Genomic DNA, 25,319 nt, shown 5'->3' on the forward strand with positions numbered 1-25,319 from the left:
CGCCGGTGCGCCTACGCCTCGGCGAGTTCGCCGGCCCGGACGCCGAGGACGAACGCGCCCCACGCCTCGGCGGTGAACACGAGGGCAGGCCCCTCGCGGTCCTTGCTGTCGCGCACCGCTACCGAGGCCGTTGCCGCGCCGACCTCGACGCACTGGCCGTTGCCGCCGCTGTACGACGACGTCCGCCATTGAACGGACGCCGGGCCGCCCCTCACCTCGCCCCCTTACGCCTGGTCGAACTCGCCTGCGGCGACCGCGTCGACGAAGGCGGACCAGGCGGCGGGGGTGAAGAGGAGGGCGGGGCCGGTCGGGTTCTTGCTGTCGCGGGTGGCTATGCGGTGGTCGTGCGGGGCCACCTCCACGCAGTTGCCGTTGTGGCCCGAGTAGGAGGACTTGGTCCATTCCAGGCCGGCTTCGGCCGCGGATTCCAGGTAAGGCTTCACCTTGTTCAACCCATCTCCTTGAGGGCGTCCATGATGAGCGCCCGTGACGAGGGGACGCGCTCGCCGGTGCGCCTACGCCTCGGCGAGTTCGCCGGCCCGGACGCCGAGGATGAACGCGCCCCACGCCTCGGCGGTGAACGTGAGGGCAGGCCCCTCGCGGTCCTTGCTATCGCGTATTGCCACGGCCTCAGCCGCTGAGGCGACCTCCACGCACTGGCCGTTGCCGCCGCTGTACGACGACGTCCGCCACTCAACTGACGTCAGGTCAATTTCCATCCGGTGGGAACTCCTTTCACGTGATCTCGTGTGCCAGCGCGCCGATCAGGGCGCGGGAGTCGTCAGGACTCTGCGCCATGGCCCGCAGGTGGTCGAAGATCTGCTCGTACCGCCGGATGTCAGCCTCTGCTTCGAGGAACAGGTCACCGGCCATGCTTTCGTTGTACACGACCGCGGGGTCCTCGGTCGCAGGGAAATCGATCAGTACGAAGCTGCCGGGCATCCCCGGATGGGCACCGACGCCGAAGGGAATCACCTGGAGGGTCACGTGCGGCTGCTCGGTCATGTCGAGCAGGGCCCGAAGCTGCGCCGTCATGATCTCCGCTCCGCCGACCAGCCGGTGCAAGGCCGCCTCGTCGACGATGGCCCACAGTTCGAGGGGGTGTTCCTTCGTCAGAACGTGACGCCGTTCAACGCGTGCTCGTACCCGTTGGTCAACCTCCTTGGCGGTGGCTGTCGGGAGCACGCCCCGAATGACGGCCCGCGCGTACTCCTCGGTCTGGAGCAGGCCGGGGACGAAGGAGGACTCGTAGTTGCGGACACTGCGTCCCTCGGCCTCAAAGCTGATGTAGGCAGTGTATTCGTCGGGCAGATCGGCGTGATACGGCCGTAGCCACCCTTGCTCGTCCGCCTGCTTGGAAAGCGCCAAGATCTCCGAGCGCTGCGGGTCCTGCACGCCGTACAGGTCGAGGAGCCCCATCAGCGTGCGCCGCTGGGGGCGGACGCGGGCCGTCTCCAGGCGGTACAGCGTCGCCTCGTTGATGCCCGTGCGCTGGGCAACGTCCTCCCTGGTCAACTGGCTTGCGTCCCGCAGCCGACGCAGTTCGCCGGACAACCGGCGAAGGCGGATCGTCGGCATCTGCCGCTTCGTGGGCACTGGCTCGACCCTTCGTTTGCCGTGCGGATCCAGGCGAGTTTGACCGACAGTCACCCGTGTCGGCAAGTCGTGTTGCGTTCGCACGGTCATCAAATGCATGCCTTGCATAATCCGCATCGGCGGAGGCATGCTGGGCATGCGCAAGCATGGCACGGGCTGGTTCCAGCCACGTACCGGAGCGCTGCCGCGTCATGCCTTCGGGTTCCGGCGCGGCGGACGTGTACCCACGACCGGCTACGCAGAGTGGCGCAGCGCTGCTCTACGTAGCGAGGCTCATGGGACGACCACCTGCACACCTCAAGGAGGCGCCGTGCACAGCCGGCCCGTACGCACCGATCCCCTTGCCGCCGCTGTCTACTTGCGGAGACTGCCCGGCATGGACGAAGCGGCAGTCCACCGTGTGCTCACGGAGTTAGTCGCGTTCGCCGCTCTGCGGGAACTCGCCGTCGCCTGCGTCCAGTTCGAGCAACGCCCCGGCGCCCGGCTGGGGATCTGGGCGGAGCTGATCAGCTGCTGCCGGTCGGAGGGCATCGTCAACGTCCTTGTGCCGAGCGCCGAGCACTTCCACCACGACCGTGTGATCGCCGAGTTCATGCGCGAGGAACTCGCCGCGAAGATCGAGGGCTGCGTCTCGTACGTGAGCAAGCCCGTGACGGTACGTGCCGTGGGGCCCGCCGCCGCGGAGGGCCGCCGTGAGCAGTGAGCCGTCGCTCCGCCTCGCGCGCACCACGCTTCCGGCGCTGCTGAGCACACCCGCCGCCGCCCGCTCCTTTCTCCGCCGGACGCTGGCGGCATGGGGCCTCGACCCCCACCGCGACACCGCGGAACTCGTGATGAGCGAGCTTGTCACCAACGCGGTGAAGGCCACCCCGCACCCCGCCCCACCGCACGCCGACCTGCGCGACGCGCCCCTCGTGACCGTCGAACTCCGCGCGACCGCCCACGTCCTGCGCATCTGCGTCGAGGACACCGCCCCCGGACACCCCACCCTCCGCACCGCCCCCACCGACGCCGAGACCGGCCGCGGCCTCTTCCTCGTCGCCGCCCTCTCCACCCGCTGGAACACCACCCCCACCCCCACCGGCGGCAAATCCACCTGGGCCGAACTCGCCCTCGCCGGGTCCGAGCATGCCGGACCCCTCCCTGGAAGCGCGGTGCCTCGTGGCTGACGCGATGCCGGGCGCCCGTTCCGGGTACCGTCCCGGAACGGGAGTCCAGTACGGGGAGCCTGCGGTGAGCGAAGAACCCACGATCGGCGAGAACCTGGCACGGTTGCGTCGGCAGGCCGGACTCACGCAGGTCGAGTTGGCCACCAGGTCCGGGGTCGGGCTTCCGACGATCCGGGGTCTGGAGCGCAACGCCCGTACGACCGCGCTGATGGGCACGCTCACCAAGCTGGCCCGGACCCTCGACGTGAAACCCTCGGTGCTGCTCGGTCAGCGCCAGACCTTGCATCGGGACGACGCCCCACCGCAGGCAGCGATCCGGGCGCTTCGGCGTGCTGTCCACCCTCTGGAGGGCCTGCCCGGCCCGCAGTTGGCGGAGCAGGAGCGCGGCGCCCTGTCCCTGACAGACCTTCACACCGAGGTCGAGGACGCCTGGCGGAGGTATTGGGACGGCGCCTTGTCGGAGATGGTCGCAGCGCTGCCTGCTTTCCTCTCCGCTGCCCGTCGGGCCGTCGAGGACCTGCGCGGTGCCGACCGCCGAGCGGCCCGCGCCGCGCTTGCTCGCGGCTATCAGGCCGCTGCCTGGGGGGCGGCCCATCTCGGACAGGACGACCTGGCCCGTACGGCGGTGGAGAAGTCCCTGTCGGCCGCGCAGCACGCGGATGATCCGGTGCTGGTCGCGGGTGCCTGGAACGCCCTTGCGTGGATCCTGCTGCGCCAGCAGGAGAACGACCTGGTGGCAACGGTGGCCACCCGGGCCGCCCGGCAACTCGATCCCCTTATCAGCCGCGGGGACTACCACGCAGTGCGGATGTACGGGCGCCTGACGCTGTCGGCGATGACCGCCGCCGCACGGATGGATGACCATGGCACCGCCCACGAACTGCTGGAAGCAGCCCGCCGGTGCACGGCGGTGGTGAGCACCGACACCACGGACCTTGCCAACGGCGCACACCACGCCGCCTTCGGCCCGTCCCTGGTGACGATGCTCGGGGTCGAGCTGGCCATATCCGAGCAGGAGCCGGCCGAGGCCCTGCGGCTGGCCCGGAACGTGCCGCCGACCAGATGTATCCCGCCGGTCGCCCGGGGCCGTCACCTCCTCGACGTCGCACAGGCCCACACCTGGCGGGGCCAGGACGCGGAGGCGGTCCGGGCACTCGGCCGCGTGCAGGCTATGGCGCCGGAGTGGATGCGCCACCAGGTCTATGCCCGGGAGCTGGTACGCCGGCTCCAGGAACGCAAGGGGTCCCGCAGGCTGCCCGGTCTGGCCCCGCTCGCCCGGCACATGAACCTGCCCGGGTAGCGGCCGGGTCCGAAGTGACGCGTGGTGCGTCACATCACCCGAAGTAATTCCCCGATCGCGCGTAGTGCTCTTCCTTTTGTGCGTGCTACGCGATTTGCTGACGGAGAGTTCTTCGGTGCGGCTGGCCCAGCCCGCCGGTTGATCCAGGAGGAGCACCCATGCAGCAGACCGCGGCACGCCCGTGGGCCATCGGCCGGATGCGACCGTACCCGCGAACGACCGTCCAGCCGTTCGCCACCGTGGAGATCGACCCGGCCACCCAACTCGGCGTGTTCCGCGACGCCGGCGGCCTGGTGGTCGAGATGGGGAAGCACGGCACGAGCAAGGGCACCGAGACGAACCCGCAGTCGACCAACCTGGACTCGCGCAACGACTCCGACCACGACCAGGACAGCACCCAGGACTGATGGCGATGACGACGAAGGGCCCGGTCGCGGTCGCCACCGAGGCGGACGACCCGACCGCCGACGCGGTCATCACCGCACTCAACCGGCGCGGTGTGCCTGTCATCAGGTTCAATCCCGCCGACATCGGGCAGGACTTGGCCGTCACCGCCCGGTTCGGCACCGGCCCGGCACCTGCGGACGGGCAGCTCCGCACCGCATCGAGGACCGCCGAGCTGGGGAATATCCGCGCGCTGTACTGGCGGCGTCCGACCTGGCCCGACTTCGGGTACCTGGACGAGCCGGACGCCCGTTTCGCGGTCGCCCAGGTGCGGCACGGTCTCGGCGGGGTGCTGTATTCGCTGCCGGGATGCCGGTACGTCAACCACCCGCTGCGGAATCTGGCAGCCGAGCACAAACCGCTGCAACTCGCCGCTGCCCAGCGCCTGGGGCTGAGAGTGCCGCCGACCCTGGTCTCCAACGACCTCGCCGAGATACGGCAGTTCGTCGCGTCCCATGATGCGGTGGTGTACAAGGTTCTGCGGTGGACGCCGTACCGGCGAGGCGAGACGGGGCTGACGACGTGGACCGAGGCGGTTGCCGCGGAGGATCTGGACGAGTCGGTCACGGTGGTGCCGCACCTTTTCCAGGCGCGCGTGGACAAGGTCGCGGACCTGCGCGTGGTGGTCATCGGGTCGCGGGTGTTCGCGGTGCGGATCGACTCGGACCTGCTGGACTGGCGCAAGGACTACAGCGCGCTCACCTACCGTGCGGTGGACCTGCCCGATCGGCTGGCCAGGGCTCTCGTGGAGTACCTGGAGGACTTCCACCTCACGTCGGGCAGCTTCGACATCGCCGTCGACCGTGCGGGTGACCACCATTGGCTCGAGCTGAATCCCAACGGTCAGTGGGGGTGGTTGGAGGACGAGACCGGCCTCCCGTTGGCCGCCGCATTCGCTGAGTTTCTCGCGCAGGGAGGATCATGACCCGCGATACAGAGGCCGAGCGGCGGGCGCTCGCGGAGCGGTTGACGGTGAGCGGGGAGTTGCGGAGCCGTGGCTGGCGGGCGGCGGTCGAGGCGGTGCCGCGGGAGCGGTTTCTGGCGGCCGGGGTTTTTCTGCCCGAAGAGGGCGGGTGGTGGCGGCCGGTCACGCCGGGGAGCGTCGGGGATGAGGCGTGGGTGGAGATCGCCTACCGGGACGAGTCGCTGGTCACCCAGCTCGACGGGCACCTGACCGCCGACCGGGTCGGCGAGCCGGTCCGGGGGATTCCGACGTCGTCCTCCACCGTGCCGAGCACCGTCGTCGGCATGGTCGAGGCGCTGGACGTACGGGACGGGCAGCGCGTGCTGGAGGTGGGGACGGGGACGGGGTACTCGACGGCGCTGCTGTGCCACCGGCTGGGAGAGGACCAGGTCACCAGCGTCGAGGTCGATCCGGACGTCGCCGCCCGGGCGGACGCCGCGCTGGAGGCGGTGGGCTACTCGACCTGGACCGTCATTGGCGACGGCCTGCTCGGGCACCCGCTCCGGGCGCCGTACGACAAGGTGATCGCCACCTGTGCCGTCCGCCGGATCCCCTACGCCTGGGTCCGGCAGACCAGGCCCGGCGGCACGATCCTGGCCACCGTGGGCTCGTGGGCGTACGGGACCGGGCTCGCCCGGGTGACGGTGGGGGAGGACGGCAGCGCCGAAGGGCGGATCATCCGCCGGGCGTCCTTCATGCCGGCCCGCTCGCAGGCCGCCGTCCCGCCCGCCGGGGACCTCTCGGCCCGCGCCGCCTACCCGGACTCCGAGCGGGTCACTCCGATCGACCCGCGGGTGCTGGAGGAGTGGATGCCGGCCTTGCTCGCCCAACTCGCCGTCCCCGGCGCGCAATTCGTCAAGGCTCTGGGCGAGGACGGTGAGCAGAGCTACCTCTTCGACACCGAGCGGGAGTCCTTCGCCCACCTCCGCGCCGGCCCCGGTGGATGGACCGTGAGGCAGGGCGGGCCTGTCGCACTCTGGGACCGGGTCGAGGAAGCGCTTGCCGGGTGGCAGGAAACCGGCCGGCCCGGCATCGAGACGGTACGGCTGCGCATCACGCCCCGCGCGCACACGTACTGGCTCGAAGGGCGGCTCGCCATGCGGTGGGAGCACCAGGTGGGCTGACGGGTGCGGGAGCAGGCGGACGGCCCGCGTACCCCCGCAGAGGGGGCGCGGGCCGTCGTGGGAAGGAGAGGCTACGCGCCGAGGTGGTGGACGCGGACGAGGTTGGTGGTGCCGGGGACGCCGGGAGGGGAGCCGGCCGTGATGATGACCGTGTCGCCGTCCGTGTAGTCGGAGTGCTTGAGCATCTCGCGGTCGACGATCTTGACCATGTCGTCCGTGGTCTCCACATGCTCGACCACGAACGCCTCGACGCCCCAGGTCAGGGCGAGCTGGTTACGGGTCGAGGGGTCGGTGGTGTAGGCGACGACGGGCTCGGGGACGCGGTAGCGGGCCAGCCGGCGGGCGGTGTCGCCGGACTTGGTGAAGGCCACCAGGGTCTTCGCGTCGAGGAAGTCGGCGAGTTCGGCCGCCGCGCGGGCGACCGCGCCGCCCTGCGTGCGGGGCTTCTTGCCGGGGGCCAGCGGCTGGAGGCCGCGGCCGAGCAGCTCCTCCTCGGCCGCCTCGACGATGCGGGCCATCGTCTTGACCGTCTCGACCGGGTACTTGCCGACCGAGGACTCCGCGGAGAGCATGACCGCGTCCGCGCCGTCCAGGATCGCGTTGGCGACGTCGGACGCCTCCGCCCGCGTCGGGCGGGAGTTGGTGATCATCGACTCCATCATCTGCGTGGCGACGATGACCGGCTTGGCGTTGCGCCGGCACAGCTCCACCAGCCGCTTCTGCACCACCGGCACCTGCTCCAGCGGGTACTCGACGGCCAGGTCGCCGCGCGCCACCATCACGGCGTCGAACGCCATGACGACGTCCTCCATGTTGCGCACCGCCTGCGGCTTCTCCACCTTGGCGATGACCGGGACCCGGCGGCCCTCCTCGTCCATCACCCGGTGCACGTCGCGCACGTCCTTGGCGTCACGCACGAACGACAGCGCGATCATGTCGACGCCCATCCGCAGCGCGAAGCGCAGGTCCTCGATGTCCTTCTCGGACAGCGCCGGGACGTTGACCGCCGCGCCGGGCAGGTTGATGCCCTTGTGGTCGGAGATGACGCCGCCCTCGACGACCAGCGAGCGCACCCGCGGGCCGTCCACCTCGATGACGCGCAGCGCCACGTTGCCGTCGTTGATGAGGATCGGGTCGCCCTGCGAGACATCCGCGGGCAGGCCCTTGTACGTCGTGCCGCAGATGGTGCGGTCGCCCGGGACGTCCTCGGTGGTGATGGTGAACTCGTCGCCCGCGACCAGCTCCACGGGTCCGTCGGCGAAGGTCGCCAGGCGGATCTTCGGGCCCTGGAGGTCCGCGAGGATGCCCACGGCCCTGCCGGTCTCCTCGGCCACCTTGCGCACCCGCGTGTAGCGGCCCTCGTGCTCGGCGTGGCTGCCGTGGCTGAAGTTGAGTCGGGCCACGTTCATGCCGGCCTCCACCAGTGTCTTCAACTGGTCGTAGGAGTCGACGGCGGGACCCAGGGTACAGACGATCTTGGCTCGGCGCATGGGCGCTATCCTATCGGTTTGTTCCGCTCCGGAATATTCCTGGGGCTTCGCGTGGCTGTGCTGCGGTCAGCCGTCCTGCGGGGCCGCCGCCAGTGCGTAAGTATCGCGGGCGATCTCCAGCTCCTCGTCGGTGGGGACCACCGCGACGGCCACCCGGGAGTCGTCGGCCGACACCAGGCGGGGCGCATGGCCCCGCACGGCGTTGCGCACCGGGTCCATAGTGACACCCAGATTGTGAAGTCCGGCCAAAGCCGCCCCCCGCACCGCCGCGGAGTTCTCGCCCACGCCCGCCGTGAAGGTGATCGCGTCCACCCGCCCCAGCACCGCGCTGAACGCCCCGACATAGCGCCGCAGCCGGTGCACGTAGACGTCGAAGGCCAGTTGGGCGGCCTTGTCGCCCTCCGCCATACGGCGGCCGATCTCCCGCATGTCGTTGTCGCCGCACAGGCCCAGCAGCCCGGAGCGCTTGTTGAGTAGCCGGTCGATGTCGTCGGTGCTCATCCCGGCGACCCGCTCCAGGTGGAAGACCACCGCCGGGTCCAGGTCGCCGGAGCGGGTGCCCATCACCAGGCCCTCCAGCGGGGTCAGGCCCATCGAGGTGTCCACGCACACCCCGCCGCGCACCGCGGACGCCGAGGCGCCGTTGCCCAGGTGCAGCACGATGACGTTGACGTCCGCCGGGTCGCGGCCCAGCAGCTTCGCCGTCGCCCGGGAGACGTACGCGTGCGAGGTGCCGTGGAAGCCGTAGCGGCGGATGCCGTACCGGTCGGCGGTCGCGGTGTCGATCGCGTAGCGGGCCGCGGCCTCCGGGAGCGTGGCGTGGAAGGCGGTGTCGAAGACCGCGACCTGCGGCAGGTCGGGGCGCAGCTCGCGGGCGACCTTGATGCCGGTGATGTTCGCCGGGTTGTGCAGCGGCGCGAGCGGCACCAGGTCCTCGATGCCGGCCAGGACGTCGTCGGTGATCAGCGTCGGCTCGGTGAAGCGCGTGCCGCCGTGCACGACCCGGTGGCCGACCGCCGCGAGCCGCGGCGAGTCCAGCCCGAGGCCCTGCTCCTTCAGCTCGCCCGCCGCCCGCCGCAGCGCCTCGCCGTGGTCGGCGACCCCGCCGGGCTCCCCGATCCGCTCCACGATCCCGGACGCCAGCCGCTCGGCGCCCCCGTCGGCATCCGCCCCCGCCATGTCGATGAGCTGGTACTTCAGCGACGACGACCCGGAGTTCAGCACCAGCACCCACGTCGCCGCGCCCACCGCGGAGCCGTCCGCCGCCGAGCCCGCCGCCGCGCCCGCCGCCGAGCGCCCCGCCCCGCCACCGGAGCCCGTACCGTTGCCGCCGCTCACTGCTCGTCCCCCTGCTGCGCCTGGATCGCGGTGATCGCGACCGTGTTGACGATGTCCTGCACCAGCGCCCCGCGCGACAGGTCGTTGACCGGCTTGCGCAGCCCCTGGAGCACCGGCCCGACCGCGACCGCGCCCGCCGAGCGCTGCACGGCCTTGTACGTGTTGTTGCCGGTGTTGAGGTCCGGGAAGACCAGCACCGTCGCCTGCCCCGCCACCAGCGAGCCCGGCATCTTCGTCGCCGCGACCGACGGCACGACCGCCGCGTCGTACTGGATCGGCCCCTCCACCAGCAGCTCCGGGCGCAGCTTGCGCACCAGCTCGGTGGCGGTACGGACCTTGTCGACGTCCGCGCCGGTCCCGGAGGTGCCGGTGGAGTACGACAGCATCGCCACCCGCGGCTCCACGTCGAAGCGCGCCGCGGTCGCCGCCGCCTGGATCGCGATGTCGGCCAGCTGCTCGGCGTCCGGGTCCGGGTTGACCGCGCAGTCGCCGTAGACGAGCACCTTGTCCGACAGGCACATGAAGAACACCGACGAGACGATCTTCGCGCCCGGCCGGGTCTTGATGATCTCGAACGCCGGCCGGATCGTCGCCGCCGTCGAGTGCACCGCGCCCGACACCATGCCGTCGGCCAGCCCCTCCTGCACCATCAGCGTCCCGAAGTACGACACGTCCGCGACGACGTCGTACGCGAGCTCGTACGTCACCCCGCGGTGGGCGCGCAGCCGCGCGTACAGCTCGGCGAAACGATCCCTCAGGGGCGAGGTCTGCGGGTCGACGATCTGCAGCCCCGGGTCGTCCAGCGCGATGCCGAGGTCGCCGGCCTTCTTGCGGACCGCGTCCTCCTCGCCCAGCAGCGTCAGATCGCACACGCCCCGCCGCAGCAGCACCTCGGCCGCCCGCAGGATGCGCTCCTCGGCGCCCTCGGGCAGCACGATGCGCCGCTTGTCGGCCCGGGCCCGCTCCAGCAGCGCGTGCTCGAACATCATCGGCGTCACCCGCGCCGAACGCGCCACCGACAGCCGGTCGGTCAGCTCCGCGGTGTCCACATGCGTCTCGAACAGCCCCAGCGCCGTCTCGGCCTTGCGCGGTGTGCCCGCGCCCAGCTTGCCGTCCAGCGTGAACAGCCCCGCGGCGGTGGTGAACGAGCCCGTGGACACCGCCAGCAGCGGCGTGCCCGGCGCCAGCCGGTTGGCCAGCCGCAGTATGTCCGGGCCCGGCCTCTCGTCCAGCGTCAGCAGCAGCCCGGCGATCGGCGGCGAGCCCGCCGAGTGCGCCGCGAGCGCCCCCACGATCAGGTCGGCCCGGTCGCCCGGGGTGACCACCACGCAGCCGGGCGTCAGCTTCGGCAGGAACGTCGGCAGCATCGCGCCGCCGAAGACGAAGTCCAGCGCGTCCCTGGCCATGCCCGCGTCGTCGCCGAGCAGCACCTCGGCGCCCAGCGTCTCGGCGATCTGCGCGACCGTCGGGGCGGCCAGCGCCGGCTCGTCGGGCAGCACGTACACCGGTACGTCCGGCACGAGGGCCAGCCGCTCGGCGATCTCGCCGGCCTCGGCCGCCTCCACCCGGTTGGCCACTATCGCGATGACGTCGCAGCCGAGGTTGGTGTACGCGTGGTGGGCGTTGCGCACCTCGGCCACGACCGACTCGGCGCTCTGCGCCCGCCCGCCTATCACCACCAGCACCGAGGCGCCGCACTCGTTGGCCAGCCGCGCGTTGACCCCCAGCTCCGCCGGCAGGTTGGTCTCCGCGAAGTCCGAGCCGAGGATCAGCACGGTGTCGTAGTCGGCGGCGACCCGCAGATAGCCCTCCACGAGCCGGGCGGTCAGCGCCTCCTGGCCCTGCTCGGCCTGGAGCTCGGCGGCCTCCTCGTACCCCATGCCGTAGACCGTCGCCGGGTCCTGCGCCAGCCGGTAGCGGCTGCGCAGCAGCTCGTAGATCCGGTCCGGGGTGTCGTGCACCAGCGGCCGGTAGACCCCGACCCGGTCCACCTGCCGGGTCAGCAGCTCCATCACCCCCAGCTCGACCACCTGGCGGCCGTCGCCGCGGCCGATCCCCGTGACGTAGACGCTGCGCGTCACCCGGTTGCTCCGTTTCTCTGCGGTCTGTGCGGTTTGTGCCGTCTGTACGGCCTGTGCGTTTCGCTGTGTCCCGCCGGGCTTCCCGGCGGGGGTCCCGCGGTCCCCCCACCCCCTGTACCGCGTACGTGCCGACGCTAACGTGCCCGCCCCCGCGACGCCCGCCGAGGTCCCTCCCGCGGGGCCGCGGGTCCCGGGCACGGACCCGGGCACGGACCCGCGCACGGACGCGGACACGGACGAAGGAAACGGCGCACACATGTCCGGCTACCCGGCACGCCCGGACCGTACGACACCACCCGTTCGCGCCCTCCCGGGGATCACCGCCGTGCACGTAGGGTGAGGGGAAGCAAGCAAGGAGGGCGGTGCGATGGACGTCCTGGCCATGGGTGTGCAGCGCGACGAGCGACCGCTGCTGGAGGCCGCCTTCGCCGGGCGGCACGACATCCGGTGCCTGGACGTGTCGCTGACGGCCGAGACGCTGCCGCTGGCCGCGGGCTTCGAAGCCGTCTCCACCGGCGTCGACGCGGTGCTGGACGCCCCGGTGCTGGAGGGCCTGGTGCGCGGCGGCACCCGACTGGTCACCCAGCGCTCCACCGGCTACAACAACATCGACATCGCCCACGCCGAGCGGCTGGGCATGACGGTCGCCCGCGTCGCCGCCTACTCCCCGTATGCGGTCGCCGAGTTCGCCTGGACGCTCGCGCTCGCCCTCAACCGCCGCATCGTCCGGGCCGCGAGCCGCACCCGCGACCTCGACTTCCGGCTCGACGGACTGCTCGGCCGGGACTTCCACGGCCGCACCGCCGGCGTCGTCGGCACCGGCCGGATCGGCACCGCCTTCACCGCCGTCGCCCGCGGCTTCGGCATGCGGCTGCTCGGCTGGGACATCACGCCCAACCCGGCGTGCGAAGAACTCGGCATGCAGTACGTCGAACTGGACAGGCTCTTCCGGGAAGCGGACCTGCTCACCCTGCACATCCCGCTCGCGCCGTCCACCCACCACCTGGTCGGCGCCCGCCGGCTGGCCGAGATGAAGGACGACGCGATCCTGGTCAACACCAGCCGCGGCGCCCTGATCGACTCCGCCGCGCTGGTCGACACGCTGCGCGAGGGCCGGCTCGGCGGGGTGGGGCTGGACCTGTACGAGGAGGAGGCCGGGGTCTTCTTCTACGACAAAGCCCTTGAGGTGATGACCGAGGACGTACTGACCCGGCTGCTGGCCCACCCCCGGGTGCTCATCGGTTCCCACCAGGCGTATTTCACGGTGGACGCCGTGCAGGAGATCGCCGCGGCGACGCTGCGCAACGTCGACGACTACGTGGCCGGCCGGATCACCGAGAGCACCCTGATCCCGCGCAGTCCCTGACCGCGCGCCGCACCACCGCCCTTCTTCGATGGAGTGACCGCCATGCGTATCGGAGTCCTCACCGCCGGCGGCGACTGCCCCGGCCTCAACGCCGTCATCCGCTCCGTCGTCCACCGTGCGGTGACCGGGCACATGGACGAGGTCATCGGCTTCGAGGACGGTTTCGTCGGCCTGCTGGAGGGCCGCTACCGCCCGCTCGACCTCAACTCCGTCAGCGGCATCCTCGCCCGCGGCGGCACCGTGCTCGGCTCGGCCCGGCTGGAGCGCGACCGGCTGCGCGAGGCCGCCGCCAAGGCCGACGCGCTGTGCGCCCGCTACGGCCTGGACGTGCTGATCCCGATCGGCGGCGAGGGCACGCTCACCGCGGCCCGGATGCTCTCCGACGCCGGGATGCCGGTCGTCGGGGTGCCCAAGACCATCGACAACGACATCAACGGCACCGACCGCACCTTCGGCTTCGACACCGCCGTGACCGTCGCGACCGAGGCGATCGACCGGCTCAAGACCACCGCGGAGTCGCACCAGCGGGTCATGGTGGTGGAGGTGATGGGCCGGCACGCCGGCTGGATCGCCCTGGAGGCCGGCATGGCCGGCGGCGCGCACGGCATCTGCGTCCCCGAGCGGCCCTTCGACCCCACCGACCTGGTCGGCATGGTCACCGAGCGCTTCACCCGCGGCAAGAAGTTCGCCGTCGTGTGCGTCGCCGAGGGCGCCCACCCGGCCAAGGACACCATGGACTACGGCGTCGGCGAGATCGACAAGTTCGGCCACGAGCGCTTCCAGGGCATCGGCACGACACTGGCCCGCGAGCTGGAGCGGCGGCTCGGCAAGGAGGCCCGCCCGGTCATCCTCGGCCACGTCCAGCGCGGCGGCGTCCCCACCGCCTACGACCGCATCCTCGCCACCCGCTTCGGCTGGCACGCCGTCGAGGCCGCCCACAAGGGCGCCTTCGGCCACATGACCGCCCTCCACGGCACCCGCGTCGACATGGTCCCCCTCGCCGACGCGGTGACCTACCTCAAGACCGTCCCGGACGACCGGATGAACGAGGCGGAATCCGTCTTCTGAGCCCATGCCCTACCGCCGCAGGGGGTACGGTCCCGGCGCCGTGCCCCCTGCGGCGAGCCGCCCCCTACATCAGGTGCACCTCCACGCTGAAGCCCGTCGCCAGGACGTCGTTCAGGTGCCGGGCGTGGGCGCCGAGGGCCTGTTGTGCGTTTGTGCCCTCGGCGGTCAGGGTCAGCTGCACGTAGTCGTCGGCGTCCGCCGTGTCGTCCCCGCAGATGCAGCAGCGCAGCCGCTCGGAGACATACAGCGGCTCGGGGCCGCCGTCCACCACACTCATGACCACTTCCCGCTCTCGATCTTGTTCTGTACGTACCGCTCGGTGGCGTCCTTGAGCACCGTCGTGGGCGCCCCGCTGGGGTTGGACAGGTCGCGGACGACCACATCGTACGTACCGTTGCCGTTGTCCAGGATGCGCACCATCTGGCCGTCGTCCTGGATGTAGAGGTCGCCGTTCTTCCAGACGTGGTCGACGTCCACCCCGCGCTGGCCGACCCGGTTGGTGCCGTGCACGTCCCGGCCGCCGGTGTTGCCGCCGCCCTGCGGGTCCTCCGGGGGCGGGTCGCCGCCGCCGGTCGTCGTCGGCGGCTTGCCGCCTCCGCCGCCTCCGCCGCCCCCGCTGCGGGACTCCGCGGAAGCCATCTCGCGGTCCAGCGCCTGGCTGACCTCGGTGGTCTCGGCGTCCACTGCCTCGACCTCGGGCACCTCCTCGGCGGCCGAGGCGAGCACCGTCTCCAGCTCCGCGATGCCCTCGGCGGCGTAGTCGGCCATCGCGGCGTCCAGGATGCCGTCGACGGAGGCGAAGAGGGCCGCCGCCTCGCCGGCGTCCAGGGCGGCGGCGCCCGCGTCGGAGCCGCCGAGGGTGAAGACCGTGCCGAGGATGCCCACCGCGGTCGTCAGGCCGATCGCGATACCGGCCTCGCTCACCTTGTGCTCGAACTCGCTGTGCGCGTGGTCGATCGCCTGCGCGAACTTGTCGCACACCGCCGCGAGTCTGGTGCACGCCAGGTGCGCGGTGGACAGCGGCGCCATGCCGCCGGGGTCGGAGGTGTGCCAGATCCGCCCCCAGAAGCCGGCCATCGCGATGATCGCGTTGCCCGAGTTGTAGTCCGTGATGGCCTGCACCTGCAGGTGCAGGCTCGTGCCGAGGTTGTTGAGGTCGGTCGCGGCGGCACGGAAGGCGGTCGCGGCGTCGCGCAGCCGGTCCTGGTGCCCGTTCGCCCAGTATTTGTCCAGCGGCGGTGGCCAGTGGTTGCTGCCGGCGCCGATCGCGGAGGGCGGGTCGGGGTAGAGGACGTCGTCGATCACGCCGGGCCACGGGTACTGCTGGAGCGGCTTCTTGGCCGCGCGGGGGTTGGAGTGGTGGTCGGCCTTGAGGTAGTTGTTCGCGGTGCGCACCAGGCCGTCCGCGGACTGGCCGATCGCGCGGACCGCGGCCGACAGCGTACGGAAGAGCGCCTTGACCGCCGGGTCGTAGCTCTTGGCGAACTGCTTGCCGTACTTGTCGTCGCCCGCCATGCCGGCCGCCGCCCGCAGCGCGTCGCCGAGGGTGTCGGCGATACCGTCCAGCCGGGTCTGCCCGCCGGCGAAAGTCGTCGCCGCGGCGTTCAGGTCCGAGGGCGTGACGTCGATCGGGCCGGTCGGCTCGCCGAAACTCACGAGCGGCCCCCGCCCCAGATCCGCAGGTTCGCCGTCTCGGCGGCGTGGTAGTTGCCGTGCGCGGTACCCGTGACGTGATGCATGTCCTTGAGCGCCTGGTGCAGATCCGCCGACGCCTTGCGCCACTGCGCGAAGACCGAGCCGAAGCGGTTGCGGGCCTCGCCCTCCCAGGACTTCTCGAAGCGCTTCATGCCCGCGTCCAGCTGCGTCAGCAGCTCTTCGAGGTCGTCGGCCTTGCCGCCGAGCTCGGTCGACAGCTCGGCCAGCGTGGCCAGTTCCACCTTCAGCCGGGAGGTCACAGGTCCGCCACCCGGCTGCGCGGCTGCCCGGCCGGCGGCGCCGCCGGCGGATCGACGTGCAGCTTGCGGAAGTCCTCCAGCGTCTGGAGGTCCTGCTCGCTGAAGCCGTCCCGGCTCAGCTCGACGGCCTCCCGTACGAAGGCCAGCGTCCGGCGGACCGTGCCGGTGTCACCGGTCACCCGCCGGTGGATGTCGTGGTATTCCGACGCCGCGTCGGACAGCCAGCACTCCTCCGCGGTCTCCGCGAGCGCCGTCAGCCGGCGCTCCAGCGCCTCCAACAGGCCCTCGGCCTCGCTCATGCTCCCCGCCAGGCTCGTCAGGTCCTGCGAGGTGAGCTTCAGCAGCGGCTCCGTCATGGGCCACCTCCCCCGTATGTCCCCCGTGGCACTCCTGCTCCGATCCTGGCACCGGTGCACCCCCGGGCGGCGGGGTAGCGCCGCCAAGACGCGGCAAAGGACTTCCCCGCACACGGCAAAACCGCGGACCCGGTCAACTGCCGGGCCCGCGGCGGGGATTGCGTTACGTCAGCTGCGCTCGGGCCTGAGCCACACCGTCGCCAGCGGCGGCAGCGTCAGCACCAGGGTGTGCGGGCGGCCCTGGTACGGGACCGGCTCGGTCTTGACCTGGTCCGGCAGGCTCACCCCGCTGCCGCCGTAGCGCACCTCGTCGGTGTTCAGCACCGGCGTCCACAGGGCGGCGGGGGAGCCCAGCCGGTAGCCGTGCCGGACGACCGGGGAGAAGTTGCTGACGCACATCAGCGGTTCGCCCGCGGTGTCGAAGCGCAGGAAGGCGAAGACGTTGTCCTCGGCGGCGCCGCCGTCGACCCACTCGAAGCCCGCCGGGTCGGTGTCGCGCTGCCACAGCGCGGGCGTGGCCCGGTAGACCCGGTTGAGGTCGCGCACCAGGTCCTGCACACCGCGGTGGTCGCCGGCCGCGGAGTAGCCGGGGTCCAGCAGCCACCAGTCCGGGCCGTTCTCGTGCGACCACTCGCCGCCCTGTGCGAACTCCTGGCCCATGAAGAGCAGTTGCTTGCCGGGGTGGGACCACATGAAGCCGAGGTAGGCGCGGTCGGTGGCCCGCTGCTGCCACCAGTCGCCGGGTGCCTTGCTCACCAGCGAGCCCTTGCCGTGCACGACCTCGTCGTGCGAGATCGGCAGCACGTAGTTCTCGCTGTACGCGTACACCATCGAGAACGTCATCTCGTTGTGGTGGTACTTGCGGTGCACCGGCTCGTGCGCGAGGTAGCCCAGCGAGTCGTGCATCCAGCCCATGTTCCACTTCAGGCCAAAGCCGAGGCCGCCGAAGCCGGTGTGGCCCACATGGTGGGTCGCGCGCGTCACGCCGTCCCACGCGGTGGACTCCTCGGCGATCGTCACGACGCCGGGGCAGCGGCGGTAGACGGTGGCGTTCATCTCCTGGAGGAAGGCGACCGCGTCCAGGTTCTCCCGGCCGCCGTACGCGTTGGGCAGCCAGTCGCCGCCCTCGCGTGAGTAGTCCAGGTAGAGCATCGAGGCGACGGCGTCCACGCGCAGGCCGTCGATGTGGAAGTCCTCGCACCAGTACACGGCGTTGGCGACCAGGAAGTTGCGCACCTCGGTGCGGCCGAAGTCGAACTCCAGGGTGCCCCAGTCCGGGTGCTCGGCGCGCCGCGGGTCGGCCGGCTCGTACAGCGGCTCGCCGTCGAAGCGGGCCAGCGCCCAGTCGTCCTTGGGGAAGTGCGCGGGCACCCAGTCCATGATCACGCCGATGCCGGCGCGGTGCAGGGCGTCGACCAGGGAGCGGAAGTCGTCCGGCGAGCCGAGGGCGGGCATCGGGGCGTAGTACGAGGTGACCTGGTAGCCCCATGATCCGCTGAACGGGTGAGCGGCGACCGGCATCAGCTCCACGTGCGTGAAGCCGAGGTCCTTCACGTACGCGGGCAGGACGTCCGCGAGCTCGCGGTAGCCCAGGCCCGGGCGCCACGAGGGGAGGTGGACCTCGTAGACGGAGAAGGGGGCGCGGTGCACGGGGGTGTCGGCGCGGTGCTCCATCCAGGCGGTGTCGGCCCACTCGTACGCGGAGTCCGTCACGACCGAGGCGGTCGCCGGCGGCACCTCGCAGGCCCGGGCCATCGGGTCGGCCTTGAGCTGGTGGGAGCCGTCGCGGCGGGTGATCTCGTATTTGTACGCGGTGCCGGGCCCGACGCCGGGCACGAACAGCTCCCACACGCCGGAGGAACCGAGGCTGCGCATCGGCAGGGACGTGCCGTCCCAGTACGTGAAGTCCGCGGCGAGCCGCACGCCGCGGGCGTTCGGGGCCCAGACGGCGAACCGGGTGCCGGTGGCTCCGCCGTGGGTCATCACGCGCGAGCCGAGCGCTTTCCAGAGCTGTTCGTGGCGGCCCTCGTGGATGAGGTGGATGTCGAGCTCGCCGAGTGAGGGCAGGAAGCGGTAGGGGTCGTCGACGAGGACCACGGCCTCGTCGTACGTGACCTCGAGCCGGTACGCGCCGGCGTCCGCCTGCGGCAGCAGCACGGAGAAGAGCCCGTCCCCCTCGGACCCGAGGTCGACCTTGCGCCCGTCCTCGCCGACGAACCGCACGCCCCGCGCGAACGGTTTGAGCGCCCGCACCCTGACGCCTCCCGCTTCGGGGTGCGCCCCGAGCACGCCATGCGGATCATGATGCTCCCCCTCCACCAACCTCCGCCGATCCTCCCCCCCGAGGGTGCCTTCGCGTCCGGGGCTTCGCCCCTCGGGCGTCCCCCCGGCGGGGGTGCCTTCGGCGTCGGACGCGAGCTTTTCAGGGGCGCGTGGGGGTACCTCCCGGGCGGAGCTCCGGGGGAGAACGGAGCGCTCAGCCGAGTCGTCGGCGCGCGTCGTCACCGGCCGGGAGGGGCTGTTGCTGTCGTTTCCGGACCACCGGCCGGTGGGTGGTTGCTCGCGCAGTTCCCCGCGCCCCTGGTGGTTGCCGCCCGCGGCAGAGGCCGGCTCCCGGGGGGCGCCCCGGAGGGGCGCGGAGGTCCCCGAAGCGGCGGGGTGCGGGGTGGTGGCGTCGTAGCCGCGGGCTGCGGCCTCGGAAAGAGCACCTGGCTTCGGTTCGGGGGTCACGGAAACTTCTCCTCGTACGGTCGGGCAGGGTTCGGGGGAGTGCGGCCCTACGTCAAGAGCTACGTGGTCGAGGCCAACCGCGCGAGCGCGGAAAGCGGGATCGGCAGCCAGGCCGGCCGGTGCCTGGCCTCGTAGCGCGCCTCGTAGACGGCCTTGTCCGTCTCGAAGGCCCGTATCAGCACGGGCTGCTCGCGCGGGTCGGTCCCGGCGACCTGCGCGTAGCCGGTGCAGTAGGCGTCGCGGTGCCGGTCGGCCCAGGGGCCGTTGCCGCTGTGGTGGGCGGCGTAGTCGAAGGAGCGCAGCATGCCGGCGACGTCCTGCACCGGCGGCGCCGGCTTGCGCCGTTCGGCGAGCGGCCGGGCCGGCTCGCCCTCGAAGTCGATGAGCACCCACTGCCCGTCGGGCCCGCGCAGCGCCTGGCCGAGGTGCAGGTCGCCGTGGATGCGCTGGGCCGTGACGGGTGCATCCGTACGGGTGATGGCGGCGAGCCGGGCGAGGTCGTCGTACGCGGAGCGCAGCGCGCCGGCGTAGGGGCGTACCGCCGGGACCTCCGCGGCGGTCTCGTCGAGCCGGCGCGTCATGCCGGCGGCGATGCGCTCCAGCGCGGCGCCGTCCAGCGCCCGTACCGGCAGCGCGGCGGCGAGCGAGGCGTGCACCTCGGCGGTGGCGCGGCCGAGCGCCGCGGCCTCGGAGCGGAAGTCGCCGTCCTCGGCGACGGAGGCCAGGGCCAGCGCCCAGCCGTCCGCGGAGCCGGGCAGGAAGCGCTGGAGCACGCCGAGCGTGGCGGGCTCCTCGGCGTCCGGGTCCGGCCCGGCCGGCAGCGACTCGAACCACGCGACGGGCTCGGCCACCCGCCGCGAGCCGGCCCGGGCCAGCGCGAGGGTCAGCTCCAGGTCGGGGTTGGTGCCCGGCGAGACGCGGCGGAAGAGCTTGAGGATGAAGGCGTCGCCGTAGACGACCGAGGTGTTGGACTGCTCGGCGGTGGACACGCGCGGCGCCAGGCCCGGCGGGAAGCCGGCGTGCGGCTCGGCGGTGAAGCGCAGCCGGCCGGCGCGGCCGGGCAGGCTCAGGCGTTCCAGCAGCAGCGCGGCCAGCCGCGGGTCGTGCGGGGCGTCGTAGAGCGTCAGGCCGTCGTACGGGCCGCCCACCGCGGGGCCCAGCGCCGAGCGGATCAGCGCGGAGGGCAGCAGCGGGTGCGCCCCGAGGAGCAGTTGGTAGCAGTCGGCGGGCCGGCCGGGCTGCTCGACGTCGACCAGCACGTGCAGCAGCCCCAGCGGCCCGAGGCGCCCCCCGGGCGGCATCAGCTCGGTCGCGGCGGCCAGCCGGAACCCCTGGATCGGCAGCCCCTTCCCGGCGAACCACCGCTGCCGCGGCAACCACCCCCGCAGCAGCGGGTCGAGCGACCGCAGCAACCCCGCCTCCGGCGCGGCCGGACGCGCCCCGCCCGGCGCGGCAGAAGCGGTCGTCCCCGGCGCGGCAGGGGTATCCGTGCCCTGCGCGGCAGTGCGCGAGCCTCCCGCCCCCGGGGTGGCCGAAGCCGTCCCCGGCGCGGCAGGGCCGTGCGCTGACGCGGCCGGCGTCGCGGGAGCGCGCCCGCCCGGCGTCGCTGCGCCGACCGGCCCCGGCGCGGCGGCGCCGACGGAGCCCGGCGCGGCAGGAGTCGGGCTCGGGGCGGCGGGAGTCGGGCTCGGCGCGGCGGGCGACGGGTCCGGCGGAGGCGGCGTAGTAGTAGAAGGAACGCGGGTCCAGGAGCTGTCCGACATGACGTCCTTTCCCCGGGGAGTCGCGCACCGCGCCGCTTCGGAGCGCGGCGGGGGCGCCAGCCTCCCGGATGACGGGTTCGGGCTGTCCGGCGACACGGGGAGCCTGCCCCGGGCGGGTGACAGGAAACCGCCGTACGGCCCGCCCGCGTAACAGTCCGGTTGCCACTTCGCGCAACCGTCGCGTGGCCGGCCCGGCGGGGCCTGGCGTACTGCGTGGGACGGAGAGTCCGGGGAAGTCGGGTACGCCGGATATGCGGCTGGATTTCTCTGGATCCTGCCAAAGGTGCGTCAGGCCCGCTACTCGGGCGCACACGTGGTGGCCGCCCGGCGGACGGCAGACAGCCGGCGGGCGACCGGCGCACGGCCGGCAGCCGAGGGCACAGGCCCGGCGAAGGCGGCGCGGGGGGCCGGCACATCCCGGCCCCCCGCCGTCAGGACGCGTCGCGGCGCAGCCGGAACCAGTAGAAGCCGTGCCCCGCGAGGGTGAGCAGGTACGGCAGCTGGCCGATCGCCGGGAACCGCACTCCGCCGATGAGCTCGACCGGATGCCACTCGGCGAAGCGGCGCAGGTCCAGCTCGGTGGGCTGGGCGAAGCGGGAGAAGTTGTTCACGCACAGCACGAAGTCGTCGCCGTCCTCGCGCAGGAAGGCCAGCACGGCCGGGTTGCTGGACGGCAGCTCGGTGTAGGAGCCGAGCCCGAACGCCCGGTTCTGCTTGCGGATCTCGATCATCCGCCGGGTCCAGTGCAGCAGCGAGCTGGGTGAGCTCATCTGCGCCTCGACGTTGGTGACCTGGTAGCCGTAGACCGGGTCCATGATGGTCGGCAGGTAGAGCCGCCCGGGGTCGCTGGAGGAGAAGCCGGCGTTGCGGTCGGGCGTCCACTGCATGGGCGTGCGCACCGCGTCCCGGTCGCCGAGCCAGATGTTGTCGCCCATGCCGATCTCGTCGCCGTAGTAGAGGATCGGCGAGCCGGGCAGCGACAGCAGCAGCGCGGTGAACAGCTCGATCTGGTTGCGGTCGTTGTCCAGCAGCGGGGCGAGCCGCCGGCGGATGCCGATGTTGGCCCGCATCCGCGGGTCCTTGGCGTACTCCGCGTACATGTAGTCGCGTTCCTCGTCGGTGACCATTTCGAGGGTCAGCTCGTCGTGGTTGCGCAGGAAGATGCCCCACTGGCAGGAGCTGGGGATCGCCGGCGTCTTGGCGAGGATCTCCGAGACCGGGTAGCGCGACTCGCGCCGCACGGCCATGAAGATGCGCGGCATGACGGGGAAGTGGAAGGCCATGTGGCACTCGTCGCCGCCCTTGCGGAAGTCGCCGAAGTAGTCGACGACGTCCTCGGGCCACTGGTTGGCCTCGGCCAGCAGCACGGTGTCGGGGTACTGCGCGTCGATCTCGGCGCGCACCTTCTTCAGGAACTCGTGCGTGCGCGGCAGGTTCTCGCAGTTGGTGCCCTCCTGCTGGTAGAGGTACGGCACCGCGTCCAGCCGGAAGCCGTCGATGCCCAGGTCCAGCCAGAAGCGCAGGGCGGCGAGGATCTCCTCCTGCACGCGCGGGTTCTCGTAGTTGAGGTCCGGTTGGTGGGAGAAGAAGCGGTGCCAGTAGTACTGCTTGCGCACCGGGTCGAAGGTCCAGTTCGACGTCTCGGTGTCGACGAAGATGATCCGGGCGTCGGCGAACTGCTTGTCGTCGTCGGCCCAGGTGTAGAAGTCGCCGTAGAAGCCTTCCGGGTCGTTGCGGGACGCCTGGAACCACGGGTGCTGGTCGCTGGTGTGGTTCATGACGAAGTCGATGATCACCCGCATACCGCGCTGGTGCGCGGCGTCGGTGAACTCCACGAAGTCCGCGAGGTCGCCGAACTCCGGGAGCACGGCGGTGTAGTCGGCGACGTCGTAGCCGCCGTCGCGCAGCGGGGAGGCGAAGAAGGGCGGCAGCCACAGGCAGTCGACGCCCAGCCATTGCAGGTAGTCGAGCTTGGCGGTGAGCCCTTTCAGGTCTCCCACACCGTCGCCGTTGCTGTCCTGGAACGAGCGGACGAGGACTTCGTAGAAGACCGCCCGTTTGAACCAGTCGGGATCACGGTCCTTGGCGGGAGTGTCCTCGAACTTGTCAGGGACGGGTTCGTTGACGATCAACTGAGTGACCCTCCGATCGATGGAGACGGTCGCAGCGACAGGACGTGCGCGGGCGCGCGGCCCGGCTCAAGGCGCACATAGTTGTCCCTGCCCCAGTGGTAGGTCTCGCCGGTGAGCGCGTCGCGCACCGGCACGGACTCGTGCCAGGAGAGGCCGAGTTCCGGCATGTTCAACGACACGGTCGCCTCCTGGGTGTGGAACGGGTCCAGGTTGACGACCACCAGTACGACGTCGTCGCCGCGGCGCTTGGAGTAGGCGAGCATCGCTCCGTTGTCCACCGGGTGGAACGTGATGTCCCGCAGCTGCTGGAGCGCCGGATGACGGCGGCGCAACCGGTTGAGCGTGGTGATCAGCGGGGCCAGCGAGCGCCCCTCGGCCTCGGCCGCCGCCCAGTCCCGCGGCCGTAGCTCGTACTTCTCCGAGTGCAGGTACTCCTCACTTCCGGGCTTGGCGGGGACCGCCTCGCACAGTTCGAAGCCCGCGTAGACGCCCCAGCTGGGGGAGAGGGTCGCCGCGAGCACCGCCCGGATCTCAAAGGCCGGACGGCCGCCGTCCTGGAGGAAGGCGTGCAGGATGTCGGGGGTGTTGACGAAGAAGTTCGGCCGCATCCAGGCCGCCTTCTCGCCGCTGAGCTCGCGTACGTAGTCGGTGAGCTCGTCCTTGGCGGTACGCCAGGTGAAGTACGTGTACGACTGCTGGAAGCCGATCTGGCCGAGCGTGCTCATCATCGCCGGGCGGGTGAACGCCTCGGCGAGGAAGATCACGTCGGGGTCGGTGCGGTTGATGTCGGCGATGACCTTCTCCCAGAACACCACCGGCTTGGTGTGCGGGTTGTCGACCCGGAAGATCCGCACCCCGTGCGCCATCCAGTGCCGCAGCACCCGCAGCGTCTCGCGCACGATGCCGGGGAAGTCCTCGTCGAAGGCGACGGGGTAGATGTCCTGGTACTTCTTCGGCGGGTTCTCCGCGTACGCGATCGTGCCGTCGGCGCGGTGCGCGAACCACTCGGGGTGCTTGTCCACCCACGGGTGGTCCGGCGAGCACTGCAGCGCGAAGTCCAGCGCGATCTCCAGCCGCAGCTCCTTGGCCCGGGCGACGAAGTGGTCGAAGTCCGCCAGGGTGCCGAGATCCGGGTGGACCGCGTCGTGCCCGCCCTCGGGCGAGCCGATCGCCCACGGCGAGCCGACGTCGTGCGGGCCCGCGGTCAGGCCGTTGTCGCGGCCCTTGCGGAAGGCGCGGCCGATCGGGTGGATCGGCGGCAGGTAGACCACGTCGAAGCCCATCGCGGCGATCGCGGGCAGCCGGTCGGCGGCGGTACGGAACGTGCCGTGCCGCACCGGCACGCCGTCCTCCACGACCGCGCCCTCCGAGCGCGGGAAGAACTCGTACCACGAGCCGAACAGCGCCCGTTCGCGCTCCACGTGCAGCGGCAGCGGCCGGGAGGCGCTGACCAGCTCGCGCAAGGGGTAGCGGTCCAGGACCGCGACCACGTCGGGGGCGAGCGCGGCGGCGTGCCGGGCGGCCACCGAGCGGCCGGTGTCGCGCAGCGCGTCCACGGCGGCCAGCACCGTGGGCCGCCCGTCGTTCTTCGGCACCCCGGCCGCCGCCCGCTCGTACAGCAGCGCGCCCTCGGTGAGCACCAGGTCGGTGTCGATACCCGCCGGGATCTTGATGCCCGCGGTGTGCCGCCAGGTCGCCACCGGGTCCGACCACGCCTCCACGGTGTACGACCAGCGGCCCTCCGAGGTGGGCGTGACGCGCGCGCCCCACCGGTCGCTGCCCGGCTCCAGCTCGCGCATCGGGGTGTACGGCCCCGAGCGGCCCGCCGGGTCGCGCAGCACGACGTTGGCGGCCACCGCGTCATGCCCCTCGCGGAACACCGTGGCGGTCACCTCGAAGGTCTCCCCGGCCACCGCCTTGGCCGGGCGCCGGCCGCAGTCCACCAGCGGCCTGACATCGAGTACGGGAATGCGACCGATCATTTCCTCACCTGACAGCGCGCTGGATACGGGACACACACGACACTTGCAGACGACTCTTACGGGACGGCGTCGGGCGGCGTACGGGACGACCTCCGCCTGTTGCGCCACTTCCGCTCTTTTTAACTGTTCTTGGCGTTGTAGGCCTGCCTGCGGGGCCGCGGCCACCGGTGATCACCCGGGTGGCGGTGGCAGGGCCGAGCGGGTGAAACCACCGGTGGCGGCCGGTCCGTGCGCAGGTCGGGTACCCGGGTGTCGCCGGAGTACCCGGTGCGGCCCGGTGCGGCCGGACGCACCCGGGGAGCCTGCCCCGGGTCTACGCGCGACACGCACCACCTGACGGCGTTTCGGGAGCACGGCCGGAGTGCTCTCGCCCGCGCCCCCGGTACCGCCGGGCACCATGCGTTCGAGCCACGCCCGGCCGGTCCCGGCCGGTCCGGTTTCGTACCCCTGCCCATGCCTGC

Annotated in this window: 23 protein-coding genes; 8 read left to right on the top strand and 15 right to left on the bottom strand. The window is 71.9% G+C overall.

What is annotated here, in order from left to right; translation table 11 throughout:
• Positions 1 to 11 precede the first annotated feature (11 nt).
• The 4 genes from HCN08_RS16890 to HCN08_RS16905 all read right to left on the bottom strand — a co-directional run bounded on the left by HCN08_RS16890 (position 12) and on the right by HCN08_RS16905 (position 1,578).
• A complete protein-coding gene (locus HCN08_RS16890) occupies positions 12 to 215 on the bottom strand; it encodes a DUF397 domain-containing protein (protein WP_167983923.1) in 204 nt (67 codons plus the stop codon).
• A gap of 9 nt (positions 216 to 224) precedes the next feature.
• Positions 225 to 443: a DUF397 domain-containing protein gene (locus HCN08_RS16895; protein WP_167984011.1), complete on the bottom strand. Its 219-nt coding sequence runs from the start codon at positions 441 to 443 to the stop codon at positions 225 to 227.
• Positions 444 to 515: 72 nt separating this feature from the next.
• The gene (locus tag HCN08_RS16900; protein WP_167983924.1) at positions 516 to 719 is read right to left on the bottom strand and encodes a DUF397 domain-containing protein; all 204 of its coding nucleotides are present in this window, start codon (positions 717 to 719) and stop codon (positions 516 to 518) included.
• A 16-nt stretch (positions 720 to 735) separates the two neighbouring features.
• Positions 736 to 1,578 (bottom strand): helix-turn-helix domain-containing protein, encoded by an 843-nt coding sequence (locus HCN08_RS16905; RefSeq protein ID WP_167983925.1) that lies wholly within the window; start codon positions 1,576 to 1,578, stop codon positions 736 to 738.
• A gap of 394 nt (positions 1,579 to 1,972) precedes the next feature.
• Here HCN08_RS16905 and HCN08_RS16910 point away from each other — a divergent pair, with 394 nt between their 5' ends.
• The 6 genes from HCN08_RS16910 (at position 1,973) to tgmC (ending at position 6,597) form a co-directional block, all read left to right on the top strand.
• Entirely contained in the window at positions 1,973 to 2,299 is a 327-nt protein-coding gene (locus HCN08_RS16910) for a hypothetical protein (protein WP_167983926.1), read from the top strand.
• Positions 2,289 to 2,765: an ATP-binding protein gene (locus tag HCN08_RS16915; RefSeq protein WP_167983927.1), complete on the top strand. Its 477-nt coding sequence runs from the start codon at positions 2,289 to 2,291 to the stop codon at positions 2,763 to 2,765. The genes HCN08_RS16910 and HCN08_RS16915 overlap by 11 nt, the downstream gene beginning before the upstream one ends.
• A gap of 64 nt (positions 2,766 to 2,829) precedes the next feature.
• A complete protein-coding gene (locus tag HCN08_RS16920) occupies positions 2,830 to 4,065 on the top strand; it encodes a helix-turn-helix domain-containing protein (RefSeq protein ID WP_167983928.1) in 1,236 nt (411 codons plus the stop codon).
• A 158-nt stretch (positions 4,066 to 4,223) separates the two neighbouring features.
• Positions 4,224 to 4,472, top strand: a complete 249-nt coding sequence (gene tgmA, locus HCN08_RS16925) for a putative ATP-grasp-modified RiPP (RefSeq protein WP_167983929.1) — start codon at positions 4,224 to 4,226, stop codon at positions 4,470 to 4,472.
• 5 nt (positions 4,473 to 4,477) lie between these two features.
• Positions 4,478 to 5,434, top strand: a complete 957-nt coding sequence (gene tgmB, locus HCN08_RS16930) for an ATP-grasp ribosomal peptide maturase (RefSeq protein ID WP_167984012.1) — start codon at positions 4,478 to 4,480, stop codon at positions 5,432 to 5,434.
• Complete coding sequence (gene tgmC / locus HCN08_RS16935; RefSeq protein ID WP_167983930.1) at positions 5,431 to 6,597, top strand: ATP-grasp peptide maturase system methyltransferase; 1,167 nt, start codon at positions 5,431 to 5,433, stop codon at positions 6,595 to 6,597. Before tgmB ends, tgmC begins: the two co-directional genes overlap by 4 nt.
• Positions 6,598 to 6,668: 71 nt before the next feature.
• Here the strand turns inward: tgmC and pyk are convergent, their stop codons facing one another.
• The 3 genes from pyk to pta all read right to left on the bottom strand — a co-directional run bounded on the left by pyk (position 6,669) and on the right by pta (position 11,506).
• Positions 6,669 to 8,087: a pyruvate kinase gene (gene pyk, locus HCN08_RS16940; protein WP_167983931.1), complete on the bottom strand. Its 1,419-nt coding sequence runs from the start codon at positions 8,085 to 8,087 to the stop codon at positions 6,669 to 6,671.
• A gap of 66 nt (positions 8,088 to 8,153) precedes the next feature.
• Complete coding sequence (locus HCN08_RS16945) at positions 8,154 to 9,335, bottom strand: acetate kinase (RefSeq protein WP_167984013.1); 1,182 nt, start codon at positions 9,333 to 9,335, stop codon at positions 8,154 to 8,156.
• 86 nt (positions 9,336 to 9,421) lie between these two features.
• Positions 9,422 to 11,506, bottom strand: a complete 2,085-nt coding sequence (gene pta, locus HCN08_RS16950) for a phosphate acetyltransferase (protein WP_167983932.1) — start codon at positions 11,504 to 11,506, stop codon at positions 9,422 to 9,424.
• A gap of 367 nt (positions 11,507 to 11,873) precedes the next feature.
• On the opposite strand from pta, the gene HCN08_RS16955 reads away from it, so the two are divergent.
• Positions 11,874 to 12,872: a 2-hydroxyacid dehydrogenase gene (locus tag HCN08_RS16955; protein WP_167983933.1), complete on the top strand. Its 999-nt coding sequence runs from the start codon at positions 11,874 to 11,876 to the stop codon at positions 12,870 to 12,872.
• 42 nt (positions 12,873 to 12,914) lie between these two features.
• Entirely contained in the window at positions 12,915 to 13,940 is a 1,026-nt protein-coding gene (locus HCN08_RS16960; protein ID WP_167983934.1) for an ATP-dependent 6-phosphofructokinase, read from the top strand.
• Between the two features lie 64 nt (positions 13,941 to 14,004).
• Here the strand turns inward: HCN08_RS16960 and HCN08_RS16965 are convergent, their stop codons facing one another.
• The 8 genes from HCN08_RS16965 to HCN08_RS17000 form a co-directional block, all read right to left on the bottom strand.
• A complete protein-coding gene (locus HCN08_RS16965) occupies positions 14,005 to 14,217 on the bottom strand; it encodes a hypothetical protein (protein ID WP_167983935.1) in 213 nt (70 codons plus the stop codon).
• Entirely contained in the window at positions 14,214 to 15,596 is a 1,383-nt protein-coding gene (locus HCN08_RS16970) for a hypothetical protein (RefSeq protein WP_167983936.1), read from the bottom strand. Before HCN08_RS16970 ends, HCN08_RS16965 begins: the two co-directional genes overlap by 4 nt.
• On the bottom strand, positions 15,593 to 15,895 hold the full coding sequence (locus tag HCN08_RS16975; protein ID WP_167983937.1) for a WXG100 family type VII secretion target: 303 nt from the start codon (positions 15,893 to 15,895) through the stop codon (positions 15,593 to 15,595). Before HCN08_RS16975 ends, HCN08_RS16970 begins: the two co-directional genes overlap by 4 nt.
• Positions 15,892 to 16,251, bottom strand: coding sequence for a WXG100 family type VII secretion target (locus tag HCN08_RS16980; protein WP_167983938.1), 360 nt, complete (start codon positions 16,249 to 16,251; stop codon positions 15,892 to 15,894). The genes HCN08_RS16975 and HCN08_RS16980 overlap by 4 nt, the downstream gene beginning before the upstream one ends.
• Before the next feature lie 168 nt (positions 16,252 to 16,419).
• Positions 16,420 to 18,570 carry a 1,4-alpha-glucan branching enzyme gene (glgB, locus tag HCN08_RS16985; RefSeq protein WP_407648809.1) on the bottom strand — a complete coding sequence of 717 codons (2,151 nt, stop codon included), beginning with the start codon at positions 18,568 to 18,570 and terminating at the stop codon, positions 16,420 to 16,422.
• 470 nt (positions 18,571 to 19,040) lie between these two features.
• Positions 19,041 to 20,393: a maltokinase N-terminal cap-like domain-containing protein gene (locus HCN08_RS16990; RefSeq protein WP_206318871.1), complete on the bottom strand. Its 1,353-nt coding sequence runs from the start codon at positions 20,391 to 20,393 to the stop codon at positions 19,041 to 19,043.
• A 782-nt stretch (positions 20,394 to 21,175) separates the two neighbouring features.
• Positions 21,176 to 22,876: a maltose alpha-D-glucosyltransferase gene (gene treS / locus HCN08_RS16995; protein ID WP_167983941.1), complete on the bottom strand. Its 1,701-nt coding sequence runs from the start codon at positions 22,874 to 22,876 to the stop codon at positions 21,176 to 21,178.
• Positions 22,873 to 24,858, bottom strand: a complete 1,986-nt coding sequence (locus tag HCN08_RS17000) for an alpha-1,4-glucan--maltose-1-phosphate maltosyltransferase (RefSeq protein WP_167983942.1) — start codon at positions 24,856 to 24,858, stop codon at positions 22,873 to 22,875. Before HCN08_RS17000 ends, treS begins: the two co-directional genes overlap by 4 nt.
• Between the last annotated feature and the right edge of the window lie 461 nt (positions 24,859 to 25,319).

This window comes from Actinacidiphila epipremni, from assembly GCF_012034175.1.
Lineage (GTDB): Bacteria > Actinomycetota > Actinomycetes > Streptomycetales > Streptomycetaceae > Actinacidiphila > Actinacidiphila epipremni.

What these genes read in the sequence shown, in the direction of transcription:
- HCN08_RS16900 (WP_167983924.1), bottom strand. Translation starts at nt 719, where the DNA reads ATGGAAATTGACCTGACGTCAGTTGAGTGGCGGACGTCGTCGTACAGC.
- HCN08_RS16905 (WP_167983925.1), bottom strand. Translation starts at nt 1,578, where the DNA reads ATGCCGACGATCCGCCTTCGCCGGTTGTCCGGCGAACTGCGTCGGCTG.
- HCN08_RS16910 (WP_167983926.1), top strand. Translation starts at nt 1,973, where the DNA reads ATGGACGAAGCGGCAGTCCACCGTGTGCTCACGGAGTTAGTCGCGTTC.
- tgmA (WP_167983929.1), top strand. Translation starts at nt 4,224, where the DNA reads ATGCAGCAGACCGCGGCACGCCCGTGGGCCATCGGCCGGATGCGACCG.
- tgmB (WP_167984012.1), top strand. Translation starts at nt 4,478, where the DNA reads ATGACGACGAAGGGCCCGGTCGCGGTCGCCACCGAGGCGGACGACCCG.
- tgmC (WP_167983930.1), top strand. Translation starts at nt 5,431, where the DNA reads ATGACCCGCGATACAGAGGCCGAGCGGCGGGCGCTCGCGGAGCGGTTG.
- pyk (WP_167983931.1), bottom strand. Translation starts at nt 8,087, where the DNA reads ATGCGCCGAGCCAAGATCGTCTGTACCCTGGGTCCCGCCGTCGACTCC.
- HCN08_RS16955 (WP_167983933.1), top strand. Translation starts at nt 11,874, where the DNA reads ATGGACGTCCTGGCCATGGGTGTGCAGCGCGACGAGCGACCGCTGCTG.
- HCN08_RS16960 (WP_167983934.1), top strand. Translation starts at nt 12,915, where the DNA reads ATGCGTATCGGAGTCCTCACCGCCGGCGGCGACTGCCCCGGCCTCAAC.
- HCN08_RS16965 (WP_167983935.1), bottom strand. Translation starts at nt 14,217, where the DNA reads ATGAGTGTGGTGGACGGCGGCCCCGAGCCGCTGTATGTCTCCGAGCGG.
- HCN08_RS16980 (WP_167983938.1), bottom strand. Translation starts at nt 16,251, where the DNA reads ATGACGGAGCCGCTGCTGAAGCTCACCTCGCAGGACCTGACGAGCCTG.
- HCN08_RS17000 (WP_167983942.1), bottom strand. Translation starts at nt 24,858, where the DNA reads ATGATCGGTCGCATTCCCGTACTCGATGTCAGGCCGCTGGTGGACTGC.